The 24769-nt window shown below is 32.9% G+C and carries 26 protein-coding genes and 2 other RNA genes; 13 read left to right on the top strand and 15 right to left on the bottom strand.

Features of this window, described 5'->3' with window-relative positions:
• Positions 1-2: 2 nt before the first annotated feature.
• From QYS49_RS07910 to QYS49_RS07885, 6 genes are all read right to left on the bottom strand, one after another.
• Positions 3-818, bottom strand: a complete 816-nt coding sequence (locus tag QYS49_RS07910) for an ABC transporter permease (protein ID WP_308351228.1) — start codon at positions 816-818, stop codon at positions 3-5.
• On the bottom strand, positions 815-1717 hold the full coding sequence (locus tag QYS49_RS07905; RefSeq protein ID WP_308351227.1) for an ABC transporter ATP-binding protein: 903 nt from the start codon (positions 1715-1717) through the stop codon (positions 815-817). Before QYS49_RS07905 ends, QYS49_RS07910 begins: the two co-directional genes overlap by 4 nt.
• A gap of 6 nt (positions 1718-1723) precedes the next feature.
• On the bottom strand, positions 1724-2308 hold the full coding sequence (locus QYS49_RS07900; RefSeq protein WP_308351226.1) for a DUF4252 domain-containing protein: 585 nt from the start codon (positions 2306-2308) through the stop codon (positions 1724-1726).
• 77 nt (positions 2309-2385) lie between these two features.
• Complete coding sequence (locus QYS49_RS07895; protein WP_308351225.1) at positions 2386-2916, bottom strand: DUF4252 domain-containing protein; 531 nt, start codon at positions 2914-2916, stop codon at positions 2386-2388.
• A 119-nt stretch (positions 2917-3035) separates the two neighbouring features.
• Complete coding sequence (locus QYS49_RS07890) at positions 3036-3554, bottom strand: hypothetical protein (RefSeq protein WP_308351224.1); 519 nt, start codon at positions 3552-3554, stop codon at positions 3036-3038.
• Entirely contained in the window at positions 3523-4056 is a 534-nt protein-coding gene (locus QYS49_RS07885; protein ID WP_308351223.1) for a GFO_1088 family ECF-type sigma factor, read from the bottom strand. The genes QYS49_RS07890 and QYS49_RS07885 overlap by 32 nt, the downstream gene beginning before the upstream one ends.
• Positions 4057-4616: 560 nt before the next feature.
• Between QYS49_RS07885 and QYS49_RS07880 the strand changes: the two genes are divergently transcribed.
• Together QYS49_RS07880 and QYS49_RS07875 are read left to right on the top strand one after the other, a co-directional pair.
• Positions 4617-5192, top strand: coding sequence for a hypothetical protein (locus QYS49_RS07880; protein ID WP_308351222.1), 576 nt, complete (start codon positions 4617-4619; stop codon positions 5190-5192).
• Between the two features lie 105 nt (positions 5193-5297).
• On the top strand, positions 5298-6410 hold the full coding sequence (locus tag QYS49_RS07875) for an alkene reductase (RefSeq protein ID WP_308351221.1): 1113 nt from the start codon (positions 5298-5300) through the stop codon (positions 6408-6410).
• Between the two features lie 172 nt (positions 6411-6582).
• On the opposite strand, the gene QYS49_RS07870 is transcribed toward QYS49_RS07875, so the two are convergent.
• The 5 genes from QYS49_RS07870 to ssrA all read right to left on the bottom strand — a co-directional run bounded on the left by QYS49_RS07870 (position 6583) and on the right by ssrA (position 9328).
• On the bottom strand, positions 6583-7182 hold the full coding sequence (locus QYS49_RS07870) for a hypothetical protein (protein WP_308351220.1): 600 nt from the start codon (positions 7180-7182) through the stop codon (positions 6583-6585).
• A gap of 597 nt (positions 7183-7779) precedes the next feature.
• Entirely contained in the window at positions 7780-8124 is a 345-nt protein-coding gene (locus QYS49_RS07865; protein WP_308351219.1) for a type II toxin-antitoxin system PemK/MazF family toxin, read from the bottom strand.
• An 11-nt stretch (positions 8125-8135) separates the two neighbouring features.
• Positions 8136-8465: a hypothetical protein gene (locus tag QYS49_RS07860; RefSeq protein ID WP_308351218.1), complete on the bottom strand. Its 330-nt coding sequence runs from the start codon at positions 8463-8465 to the stop codon at positions 8136-8138.
• Positions 8446-8778, bottom strand: a complete 333-nt coding sequence (locus QYS49_RS07855) for a hypothetical protein (RefSeq protein ID WP_308351217.1) — start codon at positions 8776-8778, stop codon at positions 8446-8448. The genes QYS49_RS07860 and QYS49_RS07855 overlap by 20 nt, the downstream gene beginning before the upstream one ends.
• Positions 8779-8926: 148 nt before the next feature.
• Positions 8927-9328, bottom strand: a transfer-messenger RNA (tmRNA) gene (gene ssrA, locus QYS49_RS07850).
• Positions 9329-9543: 215 nt separating this feature from the next.
• On the opposite strand from ssrA, the gene ffs reads away from it, so the two are divergent.
• The 6 genes from ffs (at position 9544) to QYS49_RS07820 (ending at position 17563) form a co-directional block, all read left to right on the top strand.
• Positions 9544-9641, top strand: an RNA gene (gene ffs, locus QYS49_RS07845) — signal recognition particle sRNA small type.
• 244 nt (positions 9642-9885) lie between these two features.
• Positions 9886-10542 (top strand): fructose-6-phosphate aldolase, encoded by a 657-nt coding sequence (gene fsa / locus QYS49_RS07840; protein WP_308351216.1) that lies wholly within the window; start codon positions 9886-9888, stop codon positions 10540-10542.
• Positions 10543-10734: 192 nt separating this feature from the next.
• Positions 10735-10938 (top strand): fructose-6-phosphate aldolase, encoded by a 204-nt coding sequence (locus QYS49_RS07835; RefSeq protein WP_308351215.1) that lies wholly within the window; start codon positions 10735-10737, stop codon positions 10936-10938.
• Positions 10939-10984: 46 nt separating this feature from the next.
• Positions 10985-11698 (top strand): cell division ATP-binding protein FtsE, encoded by a 714-nt coding sequence (locus QYS49_RS07830; RefSeq protein ID WP_308351214.1) that lies wholly within the window; start codon positions 10985-10987, stop codon positions 11696-11698.
• Positions 11699-11968: 270 nt separating this feature from the next.
• On the top strand, positions 11969-13831 hold the full coding sequence (locus tag QYS49_RS07825; RefSeq protein ID WP_308351213.1) for a tail fiber domain-containing protein: 1863 nt from the start codon (positions 11969-11971) through the stop codon (positions 13829-13831).
• Positions 13832-13864: 33 nt separating this feature from the next.
• Positions 13865-17563 carry a T9SS type A sorting domain-containing protein gene (locus QYS49_RS07820; protein ID WP_308351212.1) on the top strand — a complete coding sequence of 1233 codons (3699 nt, stop codon included), beginning with the start codon at positions 13865-13867 and terminating at the stop codon, positions 17561-17563.
• A 47-nt stretch (positions 17564-17610) separates the two neighbouring features.
• Here QYS49_RS07820 and cdd read toward each other — a convergent pair whose 3' ends face one another.
• Positions 17611-18084 (bottom strand): cytidine deaminase, encoded by a 474-nt coding sequence (gene cdd / locus QYS49_RS07815; RefSeq protein ID WP_308351211.1) that lies wholly within the window; start codon positions 18082-18084, stop codon positions 17611-17613.
• 97 nt (positions 18085-18181) lie between these two features.
• Between cdd and QYS49_RS07810 the strand changes: the two genes are divergently transcribed.
• Together QYS49_RS07810 and QYS49_RS07805 are read left to right on the top strand one after the other, a co-directional pair.
• On the top strand, positions 18182-18577 hold the full coding sequence (locus tag QYS49_RS07810) for a hypothetical protein (RefSeq protein WP_308351210.1): 396 nt from the start codon (positions 18182-18184) through the stop codon (positions 18575-18577).
• A 71-nt stretch (positions 18578-18648) separates the two neighbouring features.
• Positions 18649-19155 carry a hypothetical protein gene (locus tag QYS49_RS07805; protein WP_308351209.1) on the top strand — a complete coding sequence of 169 codons (507 nt, stop codon included), beginning with the start codon at positions 18649-18651 and terminating at the stop codon, positions 19153-19155.
• Here the strand turns inward: QYS49_RS07805 and deoC are convergent.
• On the bottom strand, positions 19152-19802 hold the full coding sequence (deoC, locus tag QYS49_RS07800) for a deoxyribose-phosphate aldolase (protein ID WP_308351208.1): 651 nt from the start codon (positions 19800-19802) through the stop codon (positions 19152-19154). The genes QYS49_RS07805 and deoC overlap by 4 nt on opposite strands.
• 22 nt (positions 19803-19824) lie before the next feature.
• Between deoC and QYS49_RS07795 the strand changes: the two genes are divergently transcribed.
• Complete coding sequence (locus QYS49_RS07795; RefSeq protein WP_308351207.1) at positions 19825-21081, top strand: aspartyl protease family protein; 1257 nt, start codon at positions 19825-19827, stop codon at positions 21079-21081.
• On the opposite strand, the gene QYS49_RS07790 is transcribed toward QYS49_RS07795, so the two are convergent.
• Positions 21074-21553 carry a hypothetical protein gene (locus QYS49_RS07790; protein ID WP_308351206.1) on the bottom strand — a complete coding sequence of 160 codons (480 nt, stop codon included), beginning with the start codon at positions 21551-21553 and terminating at the stop codon, positions 21074-21076. The two genes, QYS49_RS07795 and QYS49_RS07790, sit on opposite strands and share 8 nt — an antisense overlap.
• A gap of 144 nt (positions 21554-21697) precedes the next feature.
• On the opposite strand from QYS49_RS07790, the gene QYS49_RS07785 reads away from it, so the two are divergent.
• Positions 21698-23170: an SDR family oxidoreductase gene (locus QYS49_RS07785; RefSeq protein WP_308351205.1), complete on the top strand. Its 1473-nt coding sequence runs from the start codon at positions 21698-21700 to the stop codon at positions 23168-23170.
• Here the strand turns inward: QYS49_RS07785 and QYS49_RS07780 are convergent.
• Positions 23134-24159 carry a glycosyltransferase family protein gene (locus QYS49_RS07780; RefSeq protein WP_308351204.1) on the bottom strand — a complete coding sequence of 342 codons (1026 nt, stop codon included), beginning with the start codon at positions 24157-24159 and terminating at the stop codon, positions 23134-23136. The genes QYS49_RS07785 and QYS49_RS07780 overlap by 37 nt on opposite strands.
• A gap of 213 nt (positions 24160-24372) precedes the next feature.
• Here QYS49_RS07780 and QYS49_RS07775 point away from each other — a divergent pair, with 213 nt between their 5' ends.
• Positions 24373-24726 (top strand): hypothetical protein, encoded by a 354-nt coding sequence (locus QYS49_RS07775; RefSeq protein WP_308351203.1) that lies wholly within the window; start codon positions 24373-24375, stop codon positions 24724-24726.
• Positions 24727-24769: the final 43 nt, after the last annotated feature.

Below are 24769 nucleotides of genomic sequence, written 5' to 3'. Positions count from 1 at the left end.
GATCAATTTATATCTCTCTTAGCAATCAAAATATAATTTAAACCGATACTTATGATTAACCAAGCTATTGCTATTAATGCGCTACTTACTTTTATAAAGTCCTGAATCTCCATAAATACGTAGCGATGAAATGGTATTTCAATCAGGTTATTTACTGCATTAATTGGAAACAATGTGATTAACCAATGATCATCGAATTTATAATTTAAAATCCCTACCAGAGCAGGTTCCAAAAAGATAGCATAAAAACATAATCCGATAATGGCAAAACCCGCCTTTTTAAATAGTACAGAAATTAGCATTGCTAAATTCAAGAAAGTAAGCAATTCCAGAAAATGAGCTAAGAGGAATTCCATATCCATCATATACAAACTAAAACTAAAGCCTGAGCCATAGAAAAGACCCATAAGCGTTCCAGAAAGCCAAATCACTAGCATGTTGAAAAGACTAAAAGCAACAATCATGGTTTGTTTAGCTATCAGGAATTCGGTTGGGGACATTCCATCAATAATATTTTGCCGAATTGTTCGATAAGAATATTCATTTGTAACCGAAATGATGACTATAAATGCCAAGAAGAATTTTAAATACGATGCTAAATAAGTAAGATTCTGCCAGACATCAGGGAAATTATAGAAAGGAATGATATCTGGACTTATTCCTTCAAACTCGGCACCTGCACTCGCCATCCATGATAAAAGTATTTTCACACTACTTAATATCAAAAGCAATAGTATAAAATACAGTGAAGCTAATCGAATGAATGTTTTATAATTCTTAAGCTTTAACCATTCTATTTGTAAATATTTTATAATCATGATTTAGCAGATAAAAGTTGTAAAAATTGCTTTTCTAGGGATTTATTAATGTATGCTAGATGAGTAAGCACTACCCCTTTTTCAATTAAAAATTGATGGAATTCTTGAATAGGCGTTTCTTTGGATAATTGCACTTCCAATCTTCCTAAATTATTGATTTTCATATCCACAAAAGAAGGAAAACCTGCTACCACGGACTTTAGATTTTCTAAATCTTCTGACAACAATTCTACCCCCTCATTGCCCATTAAGCTTTCTGCTACTGTCCCTTGAAATATCTTCTCTCCTTGCTTTAAAACAGCAAAATGGGTACATACTTTTTGCACTTCATCCAATAAATGACTTGCTAAAATGATGGTTTTTCCTTGCTGGGCAATGTTAATGATTAACTCTCTGATTTCCGCAATTCCTTGAGGATCCAAACCATTTGTGGGTTCATCCAAAATCAGCACCTCAGGATCTGAAAGCAAGGCAGAAGCAATAGCTAGGCGCTGTTTCATCCCTAATGAATAAGTTTTGAAGGGAGATTTTGCTCTTTGAGCCAATCCCACTTGTTCCAAAACCTCCATAATTCTGCTTTCAGCTACTTCCTTTATTTTGCAGACTATTCTTAAATTTTGAATACCTGAGAGATAAGGATAAAATGTAGGACTTTCTAAAATGGCTCCCAATCTTCTTCTTTGAGCTGCAGTTGGTTCTTCTCCAAACCACCTGTATTCGCCTGAATCCTTCTGAACAACCCCTAATAAAATCCCAAGAGTGGTACTTTTCCCACTCCCGTTGGGGCCTAGCAATCCAAAAACAGTTCCTTTTTCAACTTTTAACTCAAGATCATTAATCGCCTGAATATTTCCATATCTTTTATTCAGTCCTGATATCTCTAATATATTTTCTGCCATAAAAAATTATTCTTGAATGCTGTCAGATATTACTTCAGTTGAATCTCCCTTAATTTCTTCTCGCATTTTTTGCCACTTTTCTCTTTGCTTCTTTTTATCTTCTTTATCCTGGATAAAATCACCAATTGGACCTAAATCCAAATCAGCTTTCATAAGAGCTGGAACTTGCGAAATATCAAAATTCCCTTCAAGAAAACCAACAAAAAGGCCATCCTTAGTATCAGCAGAAGCATAAAGAATATCTTCTCTGCCCTCAGGAGCTTTTATTTCTAAATCTACATTATCTATTCTTGCGGTAAAAATAGATTCCCATGAAGTGAAATCTTGCTTACTTTTCCATTCTGCATAATCTTCCTTTTTGGTCTCTCCATCCCATTTTATTTGCAAAACATGGAGTTTTTTAATGTCTTTAGTAGCTTCAGCAAAATTCGGATCATTATTAGTATTGATCATCTTTAAATTACTTGGATAAAGATTAATATTTAAGGAATGAATATCTTTTTCCTGAAGACTTTTAAGTGGGTCTTCAATTTTTTGCTCACAAGCAGAAAATATAAATAGAGTGAATATGGTTAGAATTAATAGTCGCATAATTTCAGTAGTTTAAATGAAAAAAAGCAAGGTAAGCTCATGCTTGACCTTGCTAAAATTAGTTTTATTTTTCGAAATTATTTCTGTTCATCCTCCATGTTTTCAAGCTGCTCCAGGTTTTCCATCCCTGAAATATTAAGCCCCTTAGCCATTTTAGACATTTGCTTTAAGTCAATTTCACCGAAAATACTAGCCGCTACAAAACTGCTGTCACTTCCTACTAGCATTACCAACTCATTCACTAAGCCACCTTTTTCTTGAATTAAGAATCGGATATCAGAATCACCATCTCTTACCGTCATCAATTCATCGTAGCCTTTCAAAAATGCTGCATTTGCTTCTGAAAATAAAGCAGCACCGTTACTAGTTTTACTATTGGCAATTAATTTAATTCCTTTCAAACCTGAAACTGCTTTTTTCATGGCTTCCTCCTCTTCTCCCTCCACTTCAAAATTGGAGAATAATTCAATCATTCGTTGATTCACTGAAACTATTGTAAATGTCTCATCACTTGAGTATTTATTATAAAATTTCATGAATTCACTATTTTGTGCTTGTGCTGCTATGCTTAATAAAGCTAATACAACTATTAATCCTATCTTTTTCATTTCTATTTGAGTTTTAAGTTTTAAGTAATATGTAATAAGTAATAAGTGTTAGGCACTTAAATACGTTAGATAATATCAATATTCTAGATTCTAGACTCCAGATTCTTGATCCTAACTAATCATCCGTCTTGCCCTTCCTTCTTCTCTTTTCTATCGGGTTGAAAAGTATTTTTCACTTTCTCTTGCGCTGTATTAATCATTTCAAGAGAGCTTAAATGCTTTTTGCCATGATTCATCATGGAAGCCATCAACTCTAAAGTCGCTTTTGCTTCTCTGTAGGCTTTTTCTTCCTGTTTTGCCAATTGCTTTTGTTCTTGCTGTTCTGGCATCCACCATGCGAAGAATCCTAATGCGAAGACCACCAAAATGGAAGCTGCAACTTTCATCCAGTTCCAACTATCTACTGGTTTTGACTTCTTCTGAATTGTTGCCATGATTTTATCATCAAAGCTGTCGTCCAACCTTAAGTTTTGCTTTGTTTCTTCATGGCTTTCAAACCACTCCGCCATTTGCTTCAGCTCCCCTTTAAGGCTATCTTTATTGGCCTTCAGTTCACTTTTAAACTGCATTTCTTCTACCTGGCTGAGTTCACCCAACCAGTATTTTTCAAGCCATTGTTCGAGTTTTTCTAATGCCATGGTCATTTATTTTTTGCATGCTTTCTTTCAAAAATTTTCTAGAGCGGAAAAGGTCAGATTTCACTTGTGCTTCGGATATCTCCAAAGTTTCTGCTATTTCTTGATAACTATTTCCTTCTACCTCTCTTAAAATGAATACTGTTTTTTGCTTTTCGCTCAACTGCTCCATCACTTCCTGCATAATTTTCCATTGGTCTTGCCAAAGAGAAATTGTGCTGGGATCTTGCCCAAAAGTCTTCTCTAATTTGAGCGAATCCTGATGCTTTTGGACTGTCTTTTTCTTCCTTAATCTATCTAAGCAAATGTTCTTTACAATTTGCATGCCCCAAGCTTCTGGGTTTTCCACCGAATCCCAATCACCTCTCTTATCCCAAATCTTGATCAAAGCTTCTTGAGTCGCATCCTTAGCCTCCTCCTCATCTTTCAAAAAGAAGAAGCCAAAGCGGAAGAGCTTATTTTTCTGGCTCAGGTAGATATTTTTAAAGTAGTTTTCTTCGCTCATTACAATAGGTAGATGCACAACTGAAGTGAAAGTTACAGAGAATTTAAATTTATTTTTAAGAAATAGGGTTTTAATGATCTATTTGACTGATAATCATCAGATTACAAATATTTTTTTTTAAATTCAATCCAGATTTAATTAGTCTTATTTTCTAAATATTATTTAAGTGCTAAGATTTAACTTACTTTCTTTTAGGTTTAAGTCGACACTTGAAACTGTAGCGATTTCAGCAAAGCTGAATTAATTAACCACGACTTGTCCCGTATTTATCGGGAAAGGAACAATAGAACACAAAGGAAAATAACCGAGGTTATTTTTAATATGAACATTCTATTTTTAGGTTAAAAGTCAAGTTCTCTATTATTTACAAGTTAAAATTGACAATTTTTGAGGCTTTTGACTACAAAATAGTGCTGATTTAGTTTTATATTTATATAAAACCTCTTGTGTTCTTTTGTTTCTATTGTGGTTAAATAAAAAAAACAGCTTTAGCTGTTAATTTAATATGGTAATAATAGAGCAAAGAAGTATCTTAACAACTTTACCATTAAATCGCCATTATGAAAATCCTATTTAGTCTAACGATATTCTTATTCTTTTTCAGTTCTTTTTCTATCGCCCAAGAAGAAAAAGCCAATCATCTCCTTTTCTGGGAAAAATTAGAACAACACTGCGGAAAAGCTTATGCCGGAAAAGTTGTAACTGCTCCTGTCCCAAAGGATTTTCAGCAGCAAGAATTACGAATGCATTTTATTTCCTGTGGTGAAGGTCAAATTAGAATTCCTTTTGTAGTGGGTGAAAACCGTTCTCGAACATGGATTTTTACTTTAAATGATAACAGCATCCAATTAAAACATGATCACCGACATGAAGATGGTAGTCCTGATGATATCACCATGTATGGAGGAACAAGCCCAAATACAGGATTTGACAGCTTGCAATATTTTCCTGCTGATCAAGAAACCACAGAGTTAATCCCTTTTGCCGCTGGAAATGTTTGGTGGGTTAGTATTTCTGATTCTACTTTTACTTATAATTTAAGAAGAGTAAGCAGCGACAAACCTATTAGAGTGGAATTTGATTTAACCACTGAAGTAGAAGCACCTGCTGCTCCTTGGGGTTGGCGAGAAGAATAGAATGTCGCCTGCTTTACAATTAAAATCTCCATTTGTTGTAACTATAAGATTAAACAAGTAGTCTTTAGTATTATCGATTAAACTTAAAATAGATAATATAAAGACATGGATGATAATCAAGCATTATTAAAACCAATAAAATTAGGAGATTTAACTTTAAAAAATAGAGTCATCATGGCTCCGATGACGAGAAGTCGTGCTGATAATCCTGGTAAAGTACCTACAGCAGATTTACAAGGAAAATATTATCAGCAAAGAGCTTCTGCTGGACTAATCATTACCGAAGGTTCCCAAGTTTCTGAAAAGGCAGTGGGTTATGTGAACACACCAGGGATTCACACTAAAGAACAAACTGAAGGCTGGAAAGAAGTGACTAAAATGGTGCATGATGAAGGCGGAAAAATATTCATCCAACTGTGGCATGTAGGAAGAATATCGCACCCAGATTTTCATAATGGAGATTTACCGCATGCTCCTTCTGCTTTAAACCCAGAGGCTAAAGCTTATACTCCTGATGGATTTAAAGATACAGTTACTCCAAAGGAGATGACTGTAGAGGATATCAAACAAACCATTCAGGACTTCAAAAATGCAGCAAAAAATGCTTGGGAAGCAGGTTTTGATGGAGTAGAAATCCATTCTTCCAATGGTTATTTATTGCACCAATTCTTTAGCTCTACTTCCAATAAAAGAACAGATATTTATGGTGGTTACAAACAAAATAGAGCCAGAATTCTCTTTGAAATCATAGATGAAATCAAAACTGTAATGCCTGAAAATAGAATTGGATTGAGATTAAATCCTTCCTTGCATGGAATATTTGGTATGACCTTAAATGAGGAAACTATTCCAACATTTGATCATATCATTGAAAAACTGAATAATTATGATTTGGCTTATTTACATCTTTCAGAACCATTCAATGATGTATCTGATGTGGAGCATGCCGAAACAGAAATAGCCAAAAGATATCGGCCAGTCTATGAAGGTAATTTGATGATTAACGCTCATTTTGATCAACAGAAAGGCAATAAAGTAATTGAAGATGGAGATGCGGATATGGTAGCTTATGGAAAACCATATGTTTCCAATCCTGATTTGGTGGAGCGATTTGCTGCCCATGCAGAATTAGCAGAATGGGATAGCGATACTTTTTACACACCAGGGCATAAAGGCTATACGGATTATCCGAAAATGGAGAAGGAAGTGAAAGTTTAATTTTTAATAGTTTATATTGGTTGAGCCACCCTGATGAAAGTTAGGGTGGTTTTTTTAATTCAAAATAGATTTAAAGAAATGTAATAAACCCTAAAATAGTCACTTTTTAGGATTACGAGAGTGATATTATTTCCAAATTATGATATCTAAATTCTTCATAAAGCAGTTATATTTAATCAATGAGAGCATCTATATTAAATTTAAAATCATTCAGCCTTGTTTCATTATCAAAGACCACAAATAAAGTATCATTTGTTGCTCTATCATTTCTTGTCAAATCAGGAAAATTAAAATCTATATTTTCATTACACATTAAAAGTGAAAAGTCAGTTTCAGTTCTTTTTACACCTTCCTTTTCATAATAAAGAGATAGTACATAGTAAATTCTTTTATCTACAGTGTACTCTCTACTACTTAAGTTTTTAATATCTCTAAATCCTATTGAATAATCAATAGATTGTTGACTAAAAAAGTTTCTTTCATCTGAATCTGGTATTTCATTTATTCCGCAATCTGTTACTAATGAAATTAAGTTGAAGTTATAGTTATCATTGATATCAAAAAAGTACTCCATATTTACTTTACCATATTCAAGACTTTTAGAACTTTTTAAATTTCTGAAAACATTTGCTGGTGACAATGTTGCACCTTCTATAAACGCTTTATTTTCATTCAAGAATGTTAAAGCATTTGCTTCGCTTGTACTTAATTTTTCTTCCTTACCACAATTAAATAGTAATAAAGATAGCATTAGTAAAACTATATTTTTCATAAGTATTGGTTTTTAGTACAAAAAGATTAATGCTTTTTAAGCTGGGAATAGAAAAGGTTAATGCAATTTAAATAGACCAAAAAGATATTTAAAAAAATGAAACTTTCAATTAATTCTAAATGAAGAACAATTATTCATTAATTTAGCGTTTATTTTATATAAACACAATGTTCGAACAAATTTTCAAAATTATAGACAACTTCGTTTACAAACATTCAGAGAGTGATATATTTTATATTAGGTAAACTTCATTATTATTGTTCCTGAGATAAGTAAGGATTATTACTTATCAAAATAGCCCTTTATATAAATAGCATCCCATATTTTATTCCCGTAATTATCATAATAATAATTTCCGTTTTCATCATGTTTTGTGATTGCAAGATGTAATACAACAATTTCATTATTTGATTTAAAATGATTTGCAGCTTTAGATTCGAAGTGTTTTAAATAATCAGAATTTGATATTCGTTCATCATAACTTTCAGTAAATTTGTGTGCTTCAATATTTTTATAAACCACAAGTGATTCTATTAATTTTGTGTCTATATTTGGAGTTTTAGAAAAAAGCTTGATTATAAGTACTTTTTGTAGTGTTTATTTCATTAGTAAATACCCTTTGATAGAATTAATCACTTGATTAAACAGACTAAAATCAGAAATTCTTGAGATTTTTTTTCTAACGATTGATTCCTCTAAAACACAAATTTTATTACAATAGATGAAATTGTTATCCTTTTTCAAGGGTATTGAAAGGAATTCATTGTCCATTTTTATTTTAATACCACTGGATTTATCTTGAGTTGAAATCATCACTGTCAGGATATCATTAGGTTGATTAATTGCATCAGAGTCTGCAATAACCAATACTGGCCTTACTTTATTGCCAGATTGATTTGTGAATGGGAAAGGAACTAATAAAATATCTCCTGATTGGTACAATTGATTAAATATTATTCTTCTAAATAACTATTCCAATAATCATCATCTTCTTTTTCCCATAACTCATTAAATGAAGTTTGAGACAAGGTTGATAAATTCTTTGTGTCTAAATTATCATTGATTTCTGAAGCTTTTGACAACTCTTTTATTTCGGAATCAATAGAAAAAAAGAAAGTCCTTTTGCTTGAAAACTCTCCTCTATTCTGGACAAATTTAATTACGTTGAAATTGCTTATATCTTCTATTTCAGAAGAATCATAATCTCTATTGGAAAATATATTTTTCTGGACTTTATATTCTACTGAAGAATCTGATACTATGTTATTTGCTTGAGGTATCATTGTTTAATAGTTTTTCTAGTTCATCTATTTTCTTGCCCAACCAATCATGAAAACTTTTTGCAGTGTTTATATCCATGATTACACCAGACTGAACATCTCTTACACTTATGAAATTCCCATTTTCAATATCTTCTTTTAAAGGCTTGCCACTTTCGTCTAAGGTTAATTCGATATTATCAGGTAAGGGAACCCTTTCCAAGTAAAAATTCATGCAAATATTTCCAGTGCTGGAAATACCACCAAAGGCTCCTGTAGAAACATTAGCTTGGTAGGTATTGGTCTTATTATACTTTATTTTTGCTTTTTTCTCCAATTTTTACGGGTTGAATAAGAATGTTAATTAAATAAATAATATTCAAACAGCATAATTATAATGCTAAATCTTCTAAAATCAGACTTTCTATGATATGTTATTATAGAAAAAATGAAATGCCCCCCTTCGCTAAAGCTGCGAGGGGCGGTTGTGGAGTTGGAGGGATTCGAACCCTCGTCCGGATAAGGAAACGATGCATCTTCTACATGCTTAGTTACTAATTAGGTTTTCGAGCCTGTTATGGAAAGTAACAGTCCTGTTGCAGGCCTTAGCTATTTGAGTTTCGCAATGGCTTAATAGCATCACCACGCTAGTTTCTCCTGTCGACACTCCTTGACCGCTCCCGGAAAAACGAAGGAACGAGGAATGTGGCTGGGGAATCCTTTTGGGGACTCAACCCTTAAAGCTTTATCTTAATAAATTAAGATTATGCAGCCATGGCGTAATTAGATTCGCCAATTATAGTTCGAATGAATTACTTAAGGATGTACATTCTCCACCCTGCATGCTGATACATAATTCACACTTACCGTCAATACCGGTCAACCCCATGTCAATTTATTACCCTTCCTTTTGAAGGACTGCAAAAATACGATTTAATTAATTAATATCATCATATTAGTCCTTTATACACGATTTATTTCACAAATGGATACGTTAAATTTCATCATCTCCATAACACTCTTTAAATCAGTCATATAAAATTTCTTTGAGATTTTTTACAACCCAAGGTTTACAAATCCAATCATTCTTCCTACCTTTGCATCGGCAAATCGGCACGACCAGCTCCTGCTGAACTCCCCCAGGACCGGAAGGTAGCAAGGGTAGGCGGTCGTAGCGGTGCGATGTTGGTTTGCCATTTTTCTTTCCTTTCTATTATTTTACAATCCTTTTTGAATTTAACTACAGTTTTTTAAGTAAAAACACCTAAAAAGAAGGAGGATTCCTATTATTTTTTCTCGTTTCCTTCAACACTAATAAAAAATTCAGGAATGCAGTGTTATATACTCGTTTATAAGGTTAACAACAAAGAAACCTATATTCAATTTCCAGATTAATATCTTACCTTTGCACAAGATTAATTGAACTCAAAAAATATCTTTACTAATGAAATTTTTTATTGATACCGCCAATTTAGACGAAATCAGAGAAGCCTATGACATGGGCGTTTTGGATGGCGTAACCACCAATCCTAGCTTAATGGCTAAAGAAGGCATCACTGGAGATGCTAAAATCAAAGCTCACTACAAAGCTATTTGCGATATTGTTGACAATAACGTAAGTGCTGAAGTAATTGCTACCGATTATGAAACCATGTTGAAAGAAGGCAGAGAATTAGCTGCAATCGATGACAAAATCGTAGTAAAAGTACCGATGATTAAAGATGGAATTAAAGCTATCAAGCAATTCTCTTCGGAAGGTATCAGAACAAACTGCACATTAGTTTTCTCCGCTGGTCAGGCACTGTTAGCTGCTAAAGCAGGAGCTTCTTACGTTTCTCCATTTATCGGACGTTTAGATGATATTTCTACTGACGGATTAAGCTTAATAGAAGACATTATCCGTATTTATGATAATTATGCGTATGAAACTGAGGTTTTAGCCGCTTCTGTTCGTCACACCATGCATTTATTAGAATGTGCAAATATGGGAGCTGATGTAGCTACTTGCCCATTGAAAGTAATCACAGCATTATTAAAACATCCATTAACTGATTCTGGTTTAGCTCAATTCTTAGCAGATCATAAGAAAGGAAATCAATAATAGTTTTAAGTTATCAGTTTTAAGTAATAAGTTGGATTTAAGATAGTAAACAGTATGTTGACAATTGACAACAATAAGCCTTTAGCTTATTTCAGTTGACAAAAATCTCTAATCGTTCACATGACTTCTATTATCTTAAATCTTTTTTCTGATGTCTTGAATCTTGATTCTAGACTCTAGATTCTCAAAAATATGTATATTATAAAAGTAAAAGGCAAAGCAAAAATTCCGGATTACATCCAACTTAGGGATGATGATTTTGTATTAATTGCTTATTTTAGAGCCGACCGTCCATTGAAAAATTTAGATAAATATGGATTGGAAGGCAAGGAAGATGCCTTGCAAGAAGTTATAAATCAGTTACCTTTCGGTAAAATTCAAGCTTTGGATATTTAAAAGCACTTTTTGGTGTAATTAAATTTTAGAATCTATATAATTAAAGATGTCATCATTTTCCAACGAACCCGTAATCCGTATTGAAAACGCCACTATCTTTCAAGAAGATAAAGCCATCTTAAGTGATATCTCTTTGAGTATTGGTAAAGGTGAATTTGTTTACCTTATTGGTAGAACGGGAAGTGGAAAAAGCTCTTTAATGAAAACGCTATATGCCGATTTGGATCTGCGACTAGGACAAATGGAAGTAGCAGGATTTAAAATTAACGGCATCAAATCAAAACAAATAGCTCAGCTTCGCAGAAAAATAAGTGTGATTTTCCAAGATTTCCAATTACTGGCCGACCGCACCGTTGCAGAAAACCTTTATTTCGTAATGAAAGCCACAGGATGGAAAGAAAAATCTAAAATGAAAACCCGCATGGCTGATGTGCTGATGCGAGTAGGATTAGGCGCAGTTGACAATAAAATGCCTCATCAACTCTCAGGAGGAGAACAACAAAGAGTAGTAATTGCAAGAGCACTAATAAATGAACCTGTACTTTTGATAGCGGATGAGCCCACAGGAAATTTAGATCCAGAGGTTTCTGAAGGCATTTTCAAATTATTTACTGACATCAACAAAAGTGGTACTGCAATATTGATGGGAACACATGACCATAGTTTTTTAGACACTCACCCTTCGAGAGTATTAAAATGCCAGCAAGGCAAATTACTAGATTCTAAAAAAGAAGATTTTGATTTTAAAAGTAACTATTAAGTTCGGATTCTGATTATACTCTCGCCTAGCTTTAAAAATATCCATTTTTATCTCATCCATTATAACTTTTTGTTTGCTGCTCCATAATATATTTTTAATTATATTTTCAGTTCAAAAATTATAAAATATTAGTCTTACAAAATACACTTCTTATCGAAAAGCACCATTTTTCTAATACTCATTTTTAGGTATTTTACAGTTTAGCATTTCCATACTTAACTGGCAATCATTATCTTACATATAGAATAATTTATCAAAATTATATATGTAATGAAAAAGGTTTACCTAACACTCGCTTTCTTTTTAATCGGATTTATTTTAACAGCACAAAAACTTCCCTTTCAAGGATATTTAGAAGAATCAGGAGTACCATTAAACGGTACTAGAACATTTGATTTTGCTTTACCTGATTACGGTTGGACAGAAACAAAAACCGATATCCCCATTGAAAATGGGATATATAATGTTGTTTTGGGAGATGAAACACCTTTACCCAGCATGATTTTTAGTGATACAACAGAAACCCCTCTTGAAATTACTGTGGATGGGGTATCAATTGGTATCGCTACACTATATAAGCCTTTAGTCAATATCAACTCATTGTTGACGACAAATGGAAATCTAGAGATAAAAGGACCTAATGACAGTTTAAATCTTAGAATCGGCTCTTTCAATCCCTATTATGGAAGTGTGAATATTTATGATTCATTGGGTGCACCACAAGGATTTTTAGCTGCGGACCCACTTGGTGGACGTCTGCAACTAAACCAGAGAAATGGCTCAGGAGCGCTCACAAGTGCAATAGTTGCTAGAACCAACGGTAGCAAAAGTTATTCCCAATATTATGGTTTAAATCCATCAGGAACTGGAATTGCCAGACTTATGGAAAATTATATAACAGAAAGAGAAATAGCAGGCGGACCAGTAATGAGTGGTGGATATTTGAGATCTGGTTCAGATTGGTATGATAACGAGGGTACTCTATTAGCAGCAATTGGTAATGCCAGAGAAGAAGGTGGAGGCGATCCTACGGGTAAGTCTGGCTTTCTGTCTTTATGGGGTACTAATAGTTTTAATGTTGAATTAACTGGGAAAAGGTGGGAAAATAATGACTTACCTATCTTTAGTTTATTTGGAAATAATGATGATGGAGGAGGATGGTGGATAAGAAATGCTGCAATTGAAGTGAAACAAGGACCTGGCACTACAAACTTTGCTGACCTGATTTTAAATTTCACCAATAATGGAGGGGAAAATAATGAAAGCGTATTGATTTCTTCAAATTTCCTAGGTTCATCTGCTGGTGGCTTAGAATTAAGGGATAGTGTTGGTTCTACAACTGCAATATTAGAGGCAAGAGGCAATGGAAATTCAGGTCAATTAAAGTTAAGAGGAACTACTGGACTTGACATCGTTGCAGTTCAAAACAGAGGTGGAAATAGTGGACAAGCTGTATTTTATGGTTCTGATAATGGTTTAAAAGCAGAAATTGGTTCCTTTGGCGATAATTCAGGTTTCCTAATTACATACGGTCCAAATGGTAATAAAAATGTTCAATTAGATAGAGATCCTGGAAATAATGATTTAGGTCAGTTCACTTTATTTGGAACAGACGGCATTTCACCAAGAGTATTCGCTACAACAGGCACCGATGGAACTAACGAATGGGGATCCATAACATTAGATAGTCCAACTGAACAAATTATATTGAATGGGCAAACAAGCACAATTACAGCTACTACAATTACTGCATCTTCGGATAGAAGATTGAAAAAAAATATAACCAATTTAGAAAACTCTCTTGAAAACACTTTAAAATTAAGAGGTACTTCGTATTTCTGGAAAAACGAAAATGGTTCTAAAAAGAGACAAATTGGTGTAATCGCCCAAGAAGTGGAAAAAGTTTATCCTGAATTTGTTCATACCAATGATGAAGGATTCAAATCAGTAAACTATGCTCAAATGACAGCTGTTTTAATAGAAGCCATTAAGGAATTAAATGCTAAAGTGGAGAATTTAGAAAAGGAAAATGACACATTAACTACTGCACTTAACGAAACAAAAGAATTGTCAAAGAAAATTGATAAGCTGGAAAAATTATTATTGGAAGGCCAAAAAGTAGCTTCAAAGTAAAAAAAGTTTTTTCATCATTTGAATACCTAGCTTATGAAACCATTTATAATTTATCTTTTAGCCTTTTTACTTTTAGGGAGCTCTTCTTTATTAGCTCAGCAACAAGTAAGGTATAATTACGGAAATATTGCTGCCAAAATAGAGAATGGTAATATAAGTTTGCAAGTATCTTCTTCTACTTACAATACTCAAAATCTACAAACTGGTAGCTATAAATCAAAACAAGGCTTCTTATCTATTTTGTCAAATAGCAACTTTGCCGATTCCTTAGCACTTGTTGATTTATATAACGCAACCAATCCTGGGGATACCGCTTGGATTAATGCTGATGGGTGGCTTTCCTCACCGTTGGACCAATGGAATGGAGTTTCTTTGGGCCCTGATGGTCGAGTTGTGGAAGTTTGGTTGGCTGATAATAATCTGACGGGAACACTTCCTGAAAGCTTGAAAAACCTAGACTCTCTTAAAAGGTTTTACTTTTGGAATAACCCTGAGCTTTCGGGTAATTTATTCGATTTCCTTATTAATTATCCTGCTTTAGAGCGAGTATCAGCTCATGATTGTAATTTCACAGGCACAATTTTACCTGATGTTTTCCATCCTGGATTACTGGAAATTAGAGTATTTAATAATCAGTTGACTGGTGAAATTCCAATTGAAATAAGTAACTCACCTTTAATGGATCAATTTAACGTATCCGGGAATCTGTTAACTGGCACCATACCTACATCAATAGGTGAATTAAAAAATGTAATAGAATTAAATTTATCAGGGAATGAAATTACAGGCGGTTTACCTCTGGAAATAGGATTAATGGACAGTCTTAAATTCCTATTTCTAGAAAATATGAACCTAGAAGGTGAAGTACCTATTGAAATTCTAAATTGTCCTTCTTTAATAGAGTTTTGGTTCAGTGGAAATAATTTTTCCGGAACATTACCCGATATGCTGAATATGCCAAACTTTAGAGCATTGCAAGCTGGAGGGAATCCAAATCTCTTGGTAGATTTACCAAATAATATAGGAGAACTTACACAATTGGAGTTTCTTTCCATATGGAATACTAGAGCAAATGGAGGCGAATTTCCAGAGGGGATTTATAATCTAACCAATCTCTATGGGCTTGATTTATCAGACCAATTGTTTACTGGTGTGATAGATGAAAGAATTGGGAATTTGACTAATCTCAATTCACTATATCTACGTAACAATCTTTTTGTAGATGCTTTCCCAATTGAAATAACTTCGGCTCAGAATTTAACCACATTTGACATCAGTTATAATAATTTTGATTTCTTACCAGATATCAGCACATTGCCAAATTTACAAATGGTAAATCTGGCTTTTAATCAATTACAATTCGAAAGCTTATTACCTTATTTAGGGGTAAGTGACTTTACTTATAGGCCCCAACGAAATATTGGGGCTCCCTCAGATATTGAAGTCGCAATTGGAGCCTCTCAAAATATAAGTTCAGATTTTGTTCAAGTTGATAATGCGAATTATCAATGGATTTTAAATGGTGATTCATTGACAAATGCCAATTCACTTTCCTTAACAATCAATAATTTTACAACTGCAAAATCTGGTCAATATTATTTGAAAGCCACCCATCCTGATTTAGCTGATTTAATTTTAAATTCAGCACCAATTAATTTGAAAATTGCTGGCGGTAAAACTAATTGGTATGTGGATAATAGACCCGGAACTATTGCTGATTTCCGTTCATTAAATCAAGCTGCAGCAGCAACAAAAGCTGGTGACACTCTTTATATTGCTGGCTCAGAAACACAATATCTTGGTGCAATATTCAATAGCCCAAGAGTACTTTTGGGGCCTGGCTATTTTCTAGAAGAAAACACAGGCAATCAATTCAATACATTAGATGCAAATGTCGGCAACATTTATTTCAATGCTTTGGCAGATAATAGTAAAGTTTATGGAGTAGCAGCAAATATTATAGGAATGAATTTCCAATCCTCTTCAGCTACTGACACCTTACAGAATGTTATAATAAGAGGTAACAAAATAAATAATCTTGTACTTAGTGATAAGCACAACCAAATAGATATCATTGGAAATTTTATTAATATACTTGAATTTTCATCTACAACTGCAACTAATCCTAGAACCTATGACAACATCCTAATAAATAATAACATAATTGATTCTATTCAAACATTTTTCGATGTTATTAATGTATCCAAAAACAGTCTGAATAATGTAACGGTAAATAATAATAATATTGGTGTTGTTTCAAATTCTATAAATGATCTAGTATTTAACAATAACATTATTGAAACTCAAGGCGGTAACAACACATACTCTAACACCTTAACCTATGATGTAGCATTATTTACTAATAATTCAGGTACTTTGAGTATAGACAATGATTTTATACCAATTGATGAAAGTTTAGCCCAAGGTGCTTTTTCGGGAGATTCTCCATACATACTTAGTGGTTTACCACCCGTACCATCAATCTACAATATCGAAATTGGCCCGAGACTTTCCGCAAAACTTAGTGTAAAATCTAACAATAGTAACAATCTTAACCGAATAAGATATCTGTATAGAAGAAACAACCAATCCTCTTCTCCATTTAATGTTCGTGGTTTCAATCAAGTTAGTGATTTAGAAGTAGAATTTTTACCCAATAGATCTGTAATAGAACCTAATCTTACCTATGATTTAGTTTTTCAAGCAATAGATCAATCTGGCAAAAGAAGTCATAGAACCTACATTCCGTATGAAGCCATAGCCGCTAACCTTTCTGGAAGTGTAGTGGATATTGATAATGTAAATGTAAATGAAGGGAATGTTAGATTGTTTGCTATAAATCCATTTGCCAATAAATATGATACTGCTGCAGTACAGCCATTAGCAGGTAGTAATACATTCAATTTTGAAAATCTAATTTTAGGAGATTATATCATCTTAGCAGACCCTGATGAAAATCAATATCCTAATTTGATTCCAACATACTTAGGAAATACATTGGACTGGCAAGTAGCAGACACTCTATTTTTACAAGAAAACACGACTGGAATAACAATAGAAGTAGAGAAAGAACCCGAGCCATTAACAGAACCTGGCTCTGAAATTTCTGGTTTTATTGAAGAAGAATATGATGAAGCAGATTCTTCCTTAAGAGTTTTACCCAGAAGAAAAGTCAGTGGTGCAGGTGTAAGTGTAAGAACACTTTCCGGATCTTCCAGAGCTACAAATAGCCTAAGGTTATTAGATGAAGATTATGAAATAGTAGCTTATGTTAAGACAGATGAGAACGGAGAATTTTCTTTTCCAAATCTACCATCGGGAGATTATAAAATTAGAATAGAATATCCTGGTGTTCAAGTTGATGAAACTTCAGATATTGACTTTAATTTAAGTGGTGAACAAGGCGAGGTGGTAAGTGTTGAGGCTTTAGTTGAAGACGGTTTAATTAAAGTGACAGAAACTGGAAGAGTGACTGCTAATGAACCAAACAAAATGATCAGATTTAGTTTTTATCCCAATCCAGCAAAAAACGTAATCAATTTGAAATTGGAGAATGCCATCAATGCAAATGAACTAACTATTTATGATTTGAAGGGAGTTGTACATGAAAAAATAAGATTAAAAAATGGTCAGTCTAAAATTGATGTACACAATTTAGCAACAGGTACATATATCATTCGCTTACAAGATAATGATGGCAACTATATCATGTCAAAAATGATTAAGAATTAGACAATTCACCTGCTCATTCTTCATTTGAAATTGAAGGATGAGCAGTTTTAAAACACAAATGAAAAAGGAAACAAATCAGTAGGCTTTTCAATCAGTATAAATTTACCTTCCGAATCCGTAAATAGTAATTCAAAACCTTGCTGATGTCTTTTTTCAAATTCTAACATCACTTGTCTACATCCTCCACATGGTGGGGCACTTGCCAATTGATCAGAATCTCTTTTACTAGCTGCTATTGCTATTCTTTTGAATTTTTGTTTAGGTGCTTGTATTCCTGCTCTATACATAGCTGTTCTTTCAGCACATAAACCAGCTGGAAAAGATGCATTTTCCTGATTGGTTCCAGTTATAATCTGTCCATCTTCTAATTGGATTGCTGCCCCAACAGTAAAATTTGAATAAGGAGAATGAGAATGTTGTCTAGCTTCCAAAGCTGATTTCCATAGATCTTGATATTCAGATGAGAGCTCATCTATGGAGTCGTATTTTTTATATTCTATTTGAATTAAATCCTTTTTCACAGTTAAAGTAAATTTTAATGGAGCACAATATACTATATATTACAATTTATGTTTAGTTAATGGATACAATAATTTAAAAGATTAACGTTTTTAAGGCATGATTAAAAAGTGTTTAGTATTTATAACTGCCGTTCTACTTTTAGCTTCTTGCCAAAAGCAACCGGTCAGTCAATCTCAGCCTAGCTATAGCCAACAGAATCCTTCAAGCCTTAATCCTGAAGCAAATAAAAATTATGGAAAAAGACCCCAAGCAAGACAGGAAACTTGGTTTTTCGGCTTATTTAAAAAGAAGCAAAAATTAAACTGGGGAGATCAACTCATAGTGGAATATGAAGAGCGAATGGAGCAAAACGCTAAAGAAAAACGAAAAAAAGCCAAGGAAATGGAGAAGCCTCAGTATTCGGATTGGACTTATTTCGGGCATAAAAGGAAACCAAAGAAGCGATCACCTGATAAAATGAAATATTGCGATGAATGTGGCATCAGACATTAATTTGAGCATATAACAACAAAAAGGCTTCTGATTTTATAGATTTGGTTATATCTTTGAGAAACTATATTTGAATGAAGCGCAGATTTTTTCCTTTTGATAAAAACTACTTATTAGAAAATGCTCAAATGGAGCTTAAGGATTCTTTATTGAATCAAATGGTTGAAATTGTCAAAGACATATATCTTTTGCGCTACAATCCTTTGGGACTGAAAGACAAATCTATTGAAAAAATACTTTCTACTACAGATTACAATCTTGAAGAACTTTCCACATTTTATGATGAATTAGCAGGTTTATACCGATATAAATTCAGTTCTAACCAATTAGAATTATTATTTGATGGTAGGGATCACCAAGAAAAATATCAAGATGATTGGGCTAATGCACTAAAAAAATGGATAGTTGATTTCTCTAGATCAAAAAACTTTTTGAAAGCAGTTTTGGAAACTGCTATTTTCTATCCAGACGACAAGCAATCTCAAAGGGCTTATTCTAGATTAAAAAATTATATCTCTGATCATTTTGGAATCAAAATCTATAAGCACAAAGGAATTGTTCCGATGAAAATCGCTAATTAAGAACCTTTACAAATTTCTGGGCCAGAAGAAGTACCAATTCTATCTGTACCTGCTTCAATCAATTCTAAAGCTTGATCATAAGTCTTTATTCCTCCACTTGCTTTAATACCTACATGATCTGGTAGTACAGAGCGCATTAACTTTATATGCGCTACTTTTGCCCCTTCTGGAGCAAAGCCTGTAGAGGTTTTTACATAATCTGCACCAGCATCAGCACATATTTTACAAGCATCCATAATTTCTTGTTCCGAAAGATAAGCTGTTTCAATAATTACCTTTAAAATTTTACCGTTCTCATGGGCTAATTTCCCCATTTTAGCAACCTCAATTTTTGGCCACATCATCTCAGATTTTACCGAGGATATATTTAATACCATGTCCAATTCATCCGCTCCATCTTTGATAGCCTGAACTGCTTCTGCTTCCTTAGCTTGGCTCATCTGATATCCTAATGGAAAACCAATTACTGTAATTAATTGAATACCTGACTTACCTATATCTCTTTTTGCTTTTTTCACCCAAAATGGGGGAACACAAATTCCAAAAATATTGTTTTCTTGAGCCTGCTTTAATAACAATTCAATATCATTTGAAGTTATTGTCGCTTTTAGATTAGTATGCTCAATGTAATTTTGTATATTTCTCATATTTATTATTTAATTTTTGACTATGATTAAAAAGTGTATATACTATGCTTTTTTAACTTTACTTATATTAACTGCTGAAATTAAAAAAGTTTCAGGGCAAAATTTAAAATTTGGCTTCGAAATAAATGACGATAAAAAAAGTACCAGCATTCCTTTTGATATAAATAGTAATTTAATCATTGTCGATGTTCTTTTTGAAGGAGTTATACCATTAAAATTTATAGTGGATACTGGAGTAACCAATACTGTTTTAATTGACAAAACATATAGCGACATACTTAACATTGAACCTGACAGAAAATTAGTGCTAATTGGAGCTGCTGGCATTAAAGAAGTAGAAGCCTATATCGCTAATAAAACCAATATAAAAGTCGGGAAAATTACTGGTAACAATATTCCACTACTAATATTAAAAGAGGACTATTTAAATCTTCAAAAAAACTTGGGTATAAAAATTCACGGAATTTTAGGCTATGATTTCTTTAAAAATTTTATTGTTAAAGTAGATTATAGAAATGAGGTAATGAAATTTTATCTTCCTGAATCTTTCAACCGGCCTATGTTTTTTTATAGATCTATAGAGATGAAAATCGAACAAAGCAAGCCATATATTTATCAAAAAATTAAATTAAATGACTCAACAGAAATTTTAAGTAAACTAATGATTGATACTGGGGCATCTCATCCCTTAATGCTTCATAAAAATAGTAGTAAGGATATTCAACTTCCCGAGAAAAATGTAAGAGACGTATTAGGAGCAGGCATTGCCGGTTCTATTGAAGGACATGCCGCAAGAATTCCACAACTGTCTTTAGATAAATATATTTTAGAAGATGTTGTGGCCAATTATCCTGATTCAGGAGCATATGAAGATATCATTAAAATTACGGGGAGGAACGGTACAATTGGAGGAGGTGTATTAAAACATTTTAAACTATTTTTTGATTATGGTAATGATAAATTATATATCAGGCGGAACAGTCTGAAAACCGCCAAATTCAAACATGATATGAGTGGTATGACTGTAGTAGCCAAAGGAGAATATTATTTAGAACCCTATTACGAAATTGAAAAAGTAAGAGAAAATACACCAGCTTATGATGCCGGATTAAGAAAGGAAGATAAAATTATAAGTTTAAATGGTAATTCAGGCAAAGGGCTTAGCTTAGAATTGATAAATAGAAAGCTAAGAAAAAAAGAAGGAAAAAAAATCAAAATTAAAGTGAAAAGAGGTGAAAAAATACTAGCCTTCACTTTCTATTTAGAGGCTTTTATATAAACATTCTTTTAATATTTCTTTTACCTGAGTAATACTTGATTCTAAAAAACTGTTGCGTTTTCTTAAATCTTAACGCATTTCTTAAGGAATTATATATTCTTGTCTCATCTAATCCATCTTTCATCAAATACTCTTGAACGCCTGAAGTTAATTCTTGATAATTATTTGATTTTAATAGCGTAATTGAAATAGCTTCCTTACTCAACTCATTAATACTATTGACAATTGCTTTCAATGGACTTAATCCAATATTATCATCTAACAGTATACAATTAGGGTGTATTGAATTGATTTTTCTTATCATATCTTCCTGAGAAAAAGCTGTTTCAATATGCTTTATCTTATCCTTTAAGGCATGTAGTTTTTCATAAATTATGCTCATTTCAATGGGGTTATTACCCACCAAAAGCACACAAATATCATTATTTATGGATGCACTATTCCCCGTATTTTTAAATTTAAAACTTTTCATGCCTATTTGTTTAATACAACATATTATAAGATATATTAAATATAATGAAGTACATTTATATTCACTAGAAAAATTCTATCACAACACCTATTTAATCGATAAACGAAACTTACAACTTTTCAGACTTTGAATGGTTTCAATCATATGAAGATATTATTGACAGGAGCAAATGGATACATAGGCAGAAGACTATTGCCTGTTTTGGTAATGCAAGGGCATGATGTTATCTGCTTAGTCAGAGATAAAAGAAGAATAGAACTTGAAGAAAAAATCATCGACAAAGTTCAATTTTATGAAGCGGATCTTCTAAAACCAGAGCAACTTCAAGACCTACCCAAAGATATAGAAGCCTCTTTTTATTTAGTCCATTCGCTGGGCAGCTCATCAAGTAGCTTTCAGCAAATGGAAAAGAATACTTCTCAAAATTTTGTTGAAGCAATCAACAAAACAGAGTGCAAACATATTATTTACTTAAGTGGTATTTCAAATGATGACACCCTTTCAAAACATTTATCGTCTCGAAAAAATGCTGAAACTATTTTATCACAAGCTAAGGCTTCTTTAACAGTATTGCGTGCAGCCATTATTATTGGGTCAGGTGGAGCTTCTTTTGAGATTATCCGTGATTTGGTAGAAAAATTACCTATTATGGTGGCACCTAAATGGTTGAGAACTCGCTGTCAACCCATTGCAATTAGAAATGTGATTAATTATCTTTCTGGCATTATCGGGAAAGAAGAATCTTATGGAAAAACCTATGATATAGGCGGTCCAGACATCCTCACTTATAAAGAAATGCTTTTAATCTTTGCACAAGTCAGAGGATTAAAAAGATATATTATAACTCTTCCTGTTTTAACTCCTCGCCTAAGTTCTTATTGGCTTCATTTTGTTACAGCTACTAGCTATAAAATTGCAAGTAGTTTGGTTGACAGCATGAAAAATGAGGTTATAGTAGAAAATAAAGGAATAGAAGACATTGTTCCCCAAGAACTTATTACTTACAGCGAAGCAGTGAAAATGGCATTTGATAGAATTGCTCAAAATGAAGTAGTTTCTAGTTGGAAAGATGCTTTTGCCAGTTCAAAAATCAATACTGAATTAATGGAATTTGTCCAAGTCCCTACTTATGGATGCTATATGGATAAAAGAACTGCCATATTTGAAAGAAATCGATCTGAAGTATTGCAAAATATATGGAAAATTGGTGGCGATCGCGGATGGTATTATTGGAATTTTTTATGGAAGCTAAGAGGCTATATGGATAAAGCCGTTGGTGGAGTTGGATTAAGGAGAGGAAGAAGAAGTCATGATCAATTAGTTGCAGGTGATTCATTAGACTTTTGGCGAGTATTAGTAGCCGATAAAAAAGAAGGGCGATTGCTCTTATTTGCTGAAATGAAATTACCTGGAGAAGCTTGGCTAGAATTTAAGATATCCAAAAATGAAGAAGGCAAAAATAAAATAACACAAACTGCAACTTTCCGACCCCACGGATTATTTGGTAGGCTATATTGGTATAGTATTTTTGTATTTCATGAATTCATCTTTGAAGGAATGATGAATAAAATTATCAGCCATCAAGAAAGTGAAAAAGAATCAGCCCTAACTGGATAATCTAGCTCTACATTTTCTACGATCAATTTTTCAATAATTTTTTCTGTTTCATTTGGAAAGTCTATTGGAGTGATTTCTTTTTGGTCGATAAATTTATTCAAAGTTTTTAAATGTCTGAGATGAAGAGAATTTAATACTGTAACCCCTAATTTTTCAAGGGCAACTGCATTGCATTGCTGCTCATATTGCCCCTTCATAGGGATGACCAATAATTTTTTATTTAGAAATAAAGCTTCAGAAGGTCCTTCAAAACCTGCACCACATATTAGACCGGTACAAGAACTCAAACTCTTTAAATATAGCTTATTATCTATGGGGATAATCTCTACATTTTTTTCCATTCTTCTTTTAAAACTATGTTTTGAAAACACCTTGAAATCAGTATCTAGATTAGATAAAACATGAATTATTCTTTCATCACTATAGGCAGGCAAATAGACCGTGTAATAATTTTCTTCTTTAGTTTCTAGTGCCCGTACTTCTTCCCGAATGATAGGAGAATTAATTCTATCAGCATAAGTCCTAAAATGAAAGCCATAAGCATTTTTTACAGGAGCATAATATTTCAAAATCAAATAACCTATCCAATCTATCTTATTCGGTTTAGGAGAAAAAGGATGAATCACCGCTGATTGATGGCTTAATCCAACACACTTTTTCGCTTTTAGTAAACATGTCCAAGCAGAAACCGGCTCAAAATCATTAATAACTAAATCATATTGTCTGACATTTAGAGACCAGATTTCACTTACAAGTCTAAAAAACTTCATGCTCTTAATAGTTTTTAAAAAATCTACGCCTCCCCTTTTTCCGAATATAAAACTTAAACCATGCAATTGGTATCGAATTGAAAAGCCTAAATCGACATCTGCCTGTGTCCCACTTAACAAAACATCAAGTTCACCATATTGCTGTAAAACAGGAATAATATCTCTAGCTCGACTAATATGTCCGTTACCCGTGCCTTGTATAGCATATAAGATCTTCATAGTAATTTTTTATGAAAGATAGGCTTGCAAAATGAACTGATTATAAAGCAAAAATCATGAAATCATGAACATTTAGAATTCACTTTAAGACACTAAAAATAGAATACCTCACATCTTAATACTTTTGTATATGAAACTTTTTATATACATTTAAGTATCTTATATTCTATATTTAATTTTTTAATACTTAATTTTGAGTATTGAAAATTTTAAGTGAAAACTATTCAAATCACCATATCAACCTTCTTTTTCATCTGTCTCTTTAATGTGGCTTTCATACCCCAGCTATGTCTGGATGCTGTTGAGGATTTTCAAGATAAAGAAGTTAGCAATAATATATTAGGTGAAGAATCAACAAGTGGTCTGAATATTTTTGAAGAAGAAAGCAAAGAGTCCTCAAAAGAAAATAATGAAGATGAAAACAATCATCTGAATGTAAAATCATTAGGTTTATATCGAGCCTCTATTTATAACATTTTACATGAATCATTGGTAAATAACATCTTTCACTCCAATCTTTACCAATCCATTCCCATATTAAAAATCACGCCCCCACCGAAAGTTTAATCAGATTGATCAACATATTTTATTGTGTTAAGTACTCTTAACT

The organism is Marivirga salinae, from assembly GCF_030503855.1.
Lineage (GTDB): Bacteria > Bacteroidota > Bacteroidia > Cytophagales > Cyclobacteriaceae > Marivirga > Marivirga salinarum.
The sequence above is the reverse complement of the archived record's forward strand: the minus strand, read 5'-3'. Positions and strand labels throughout refer to the sequence as shown.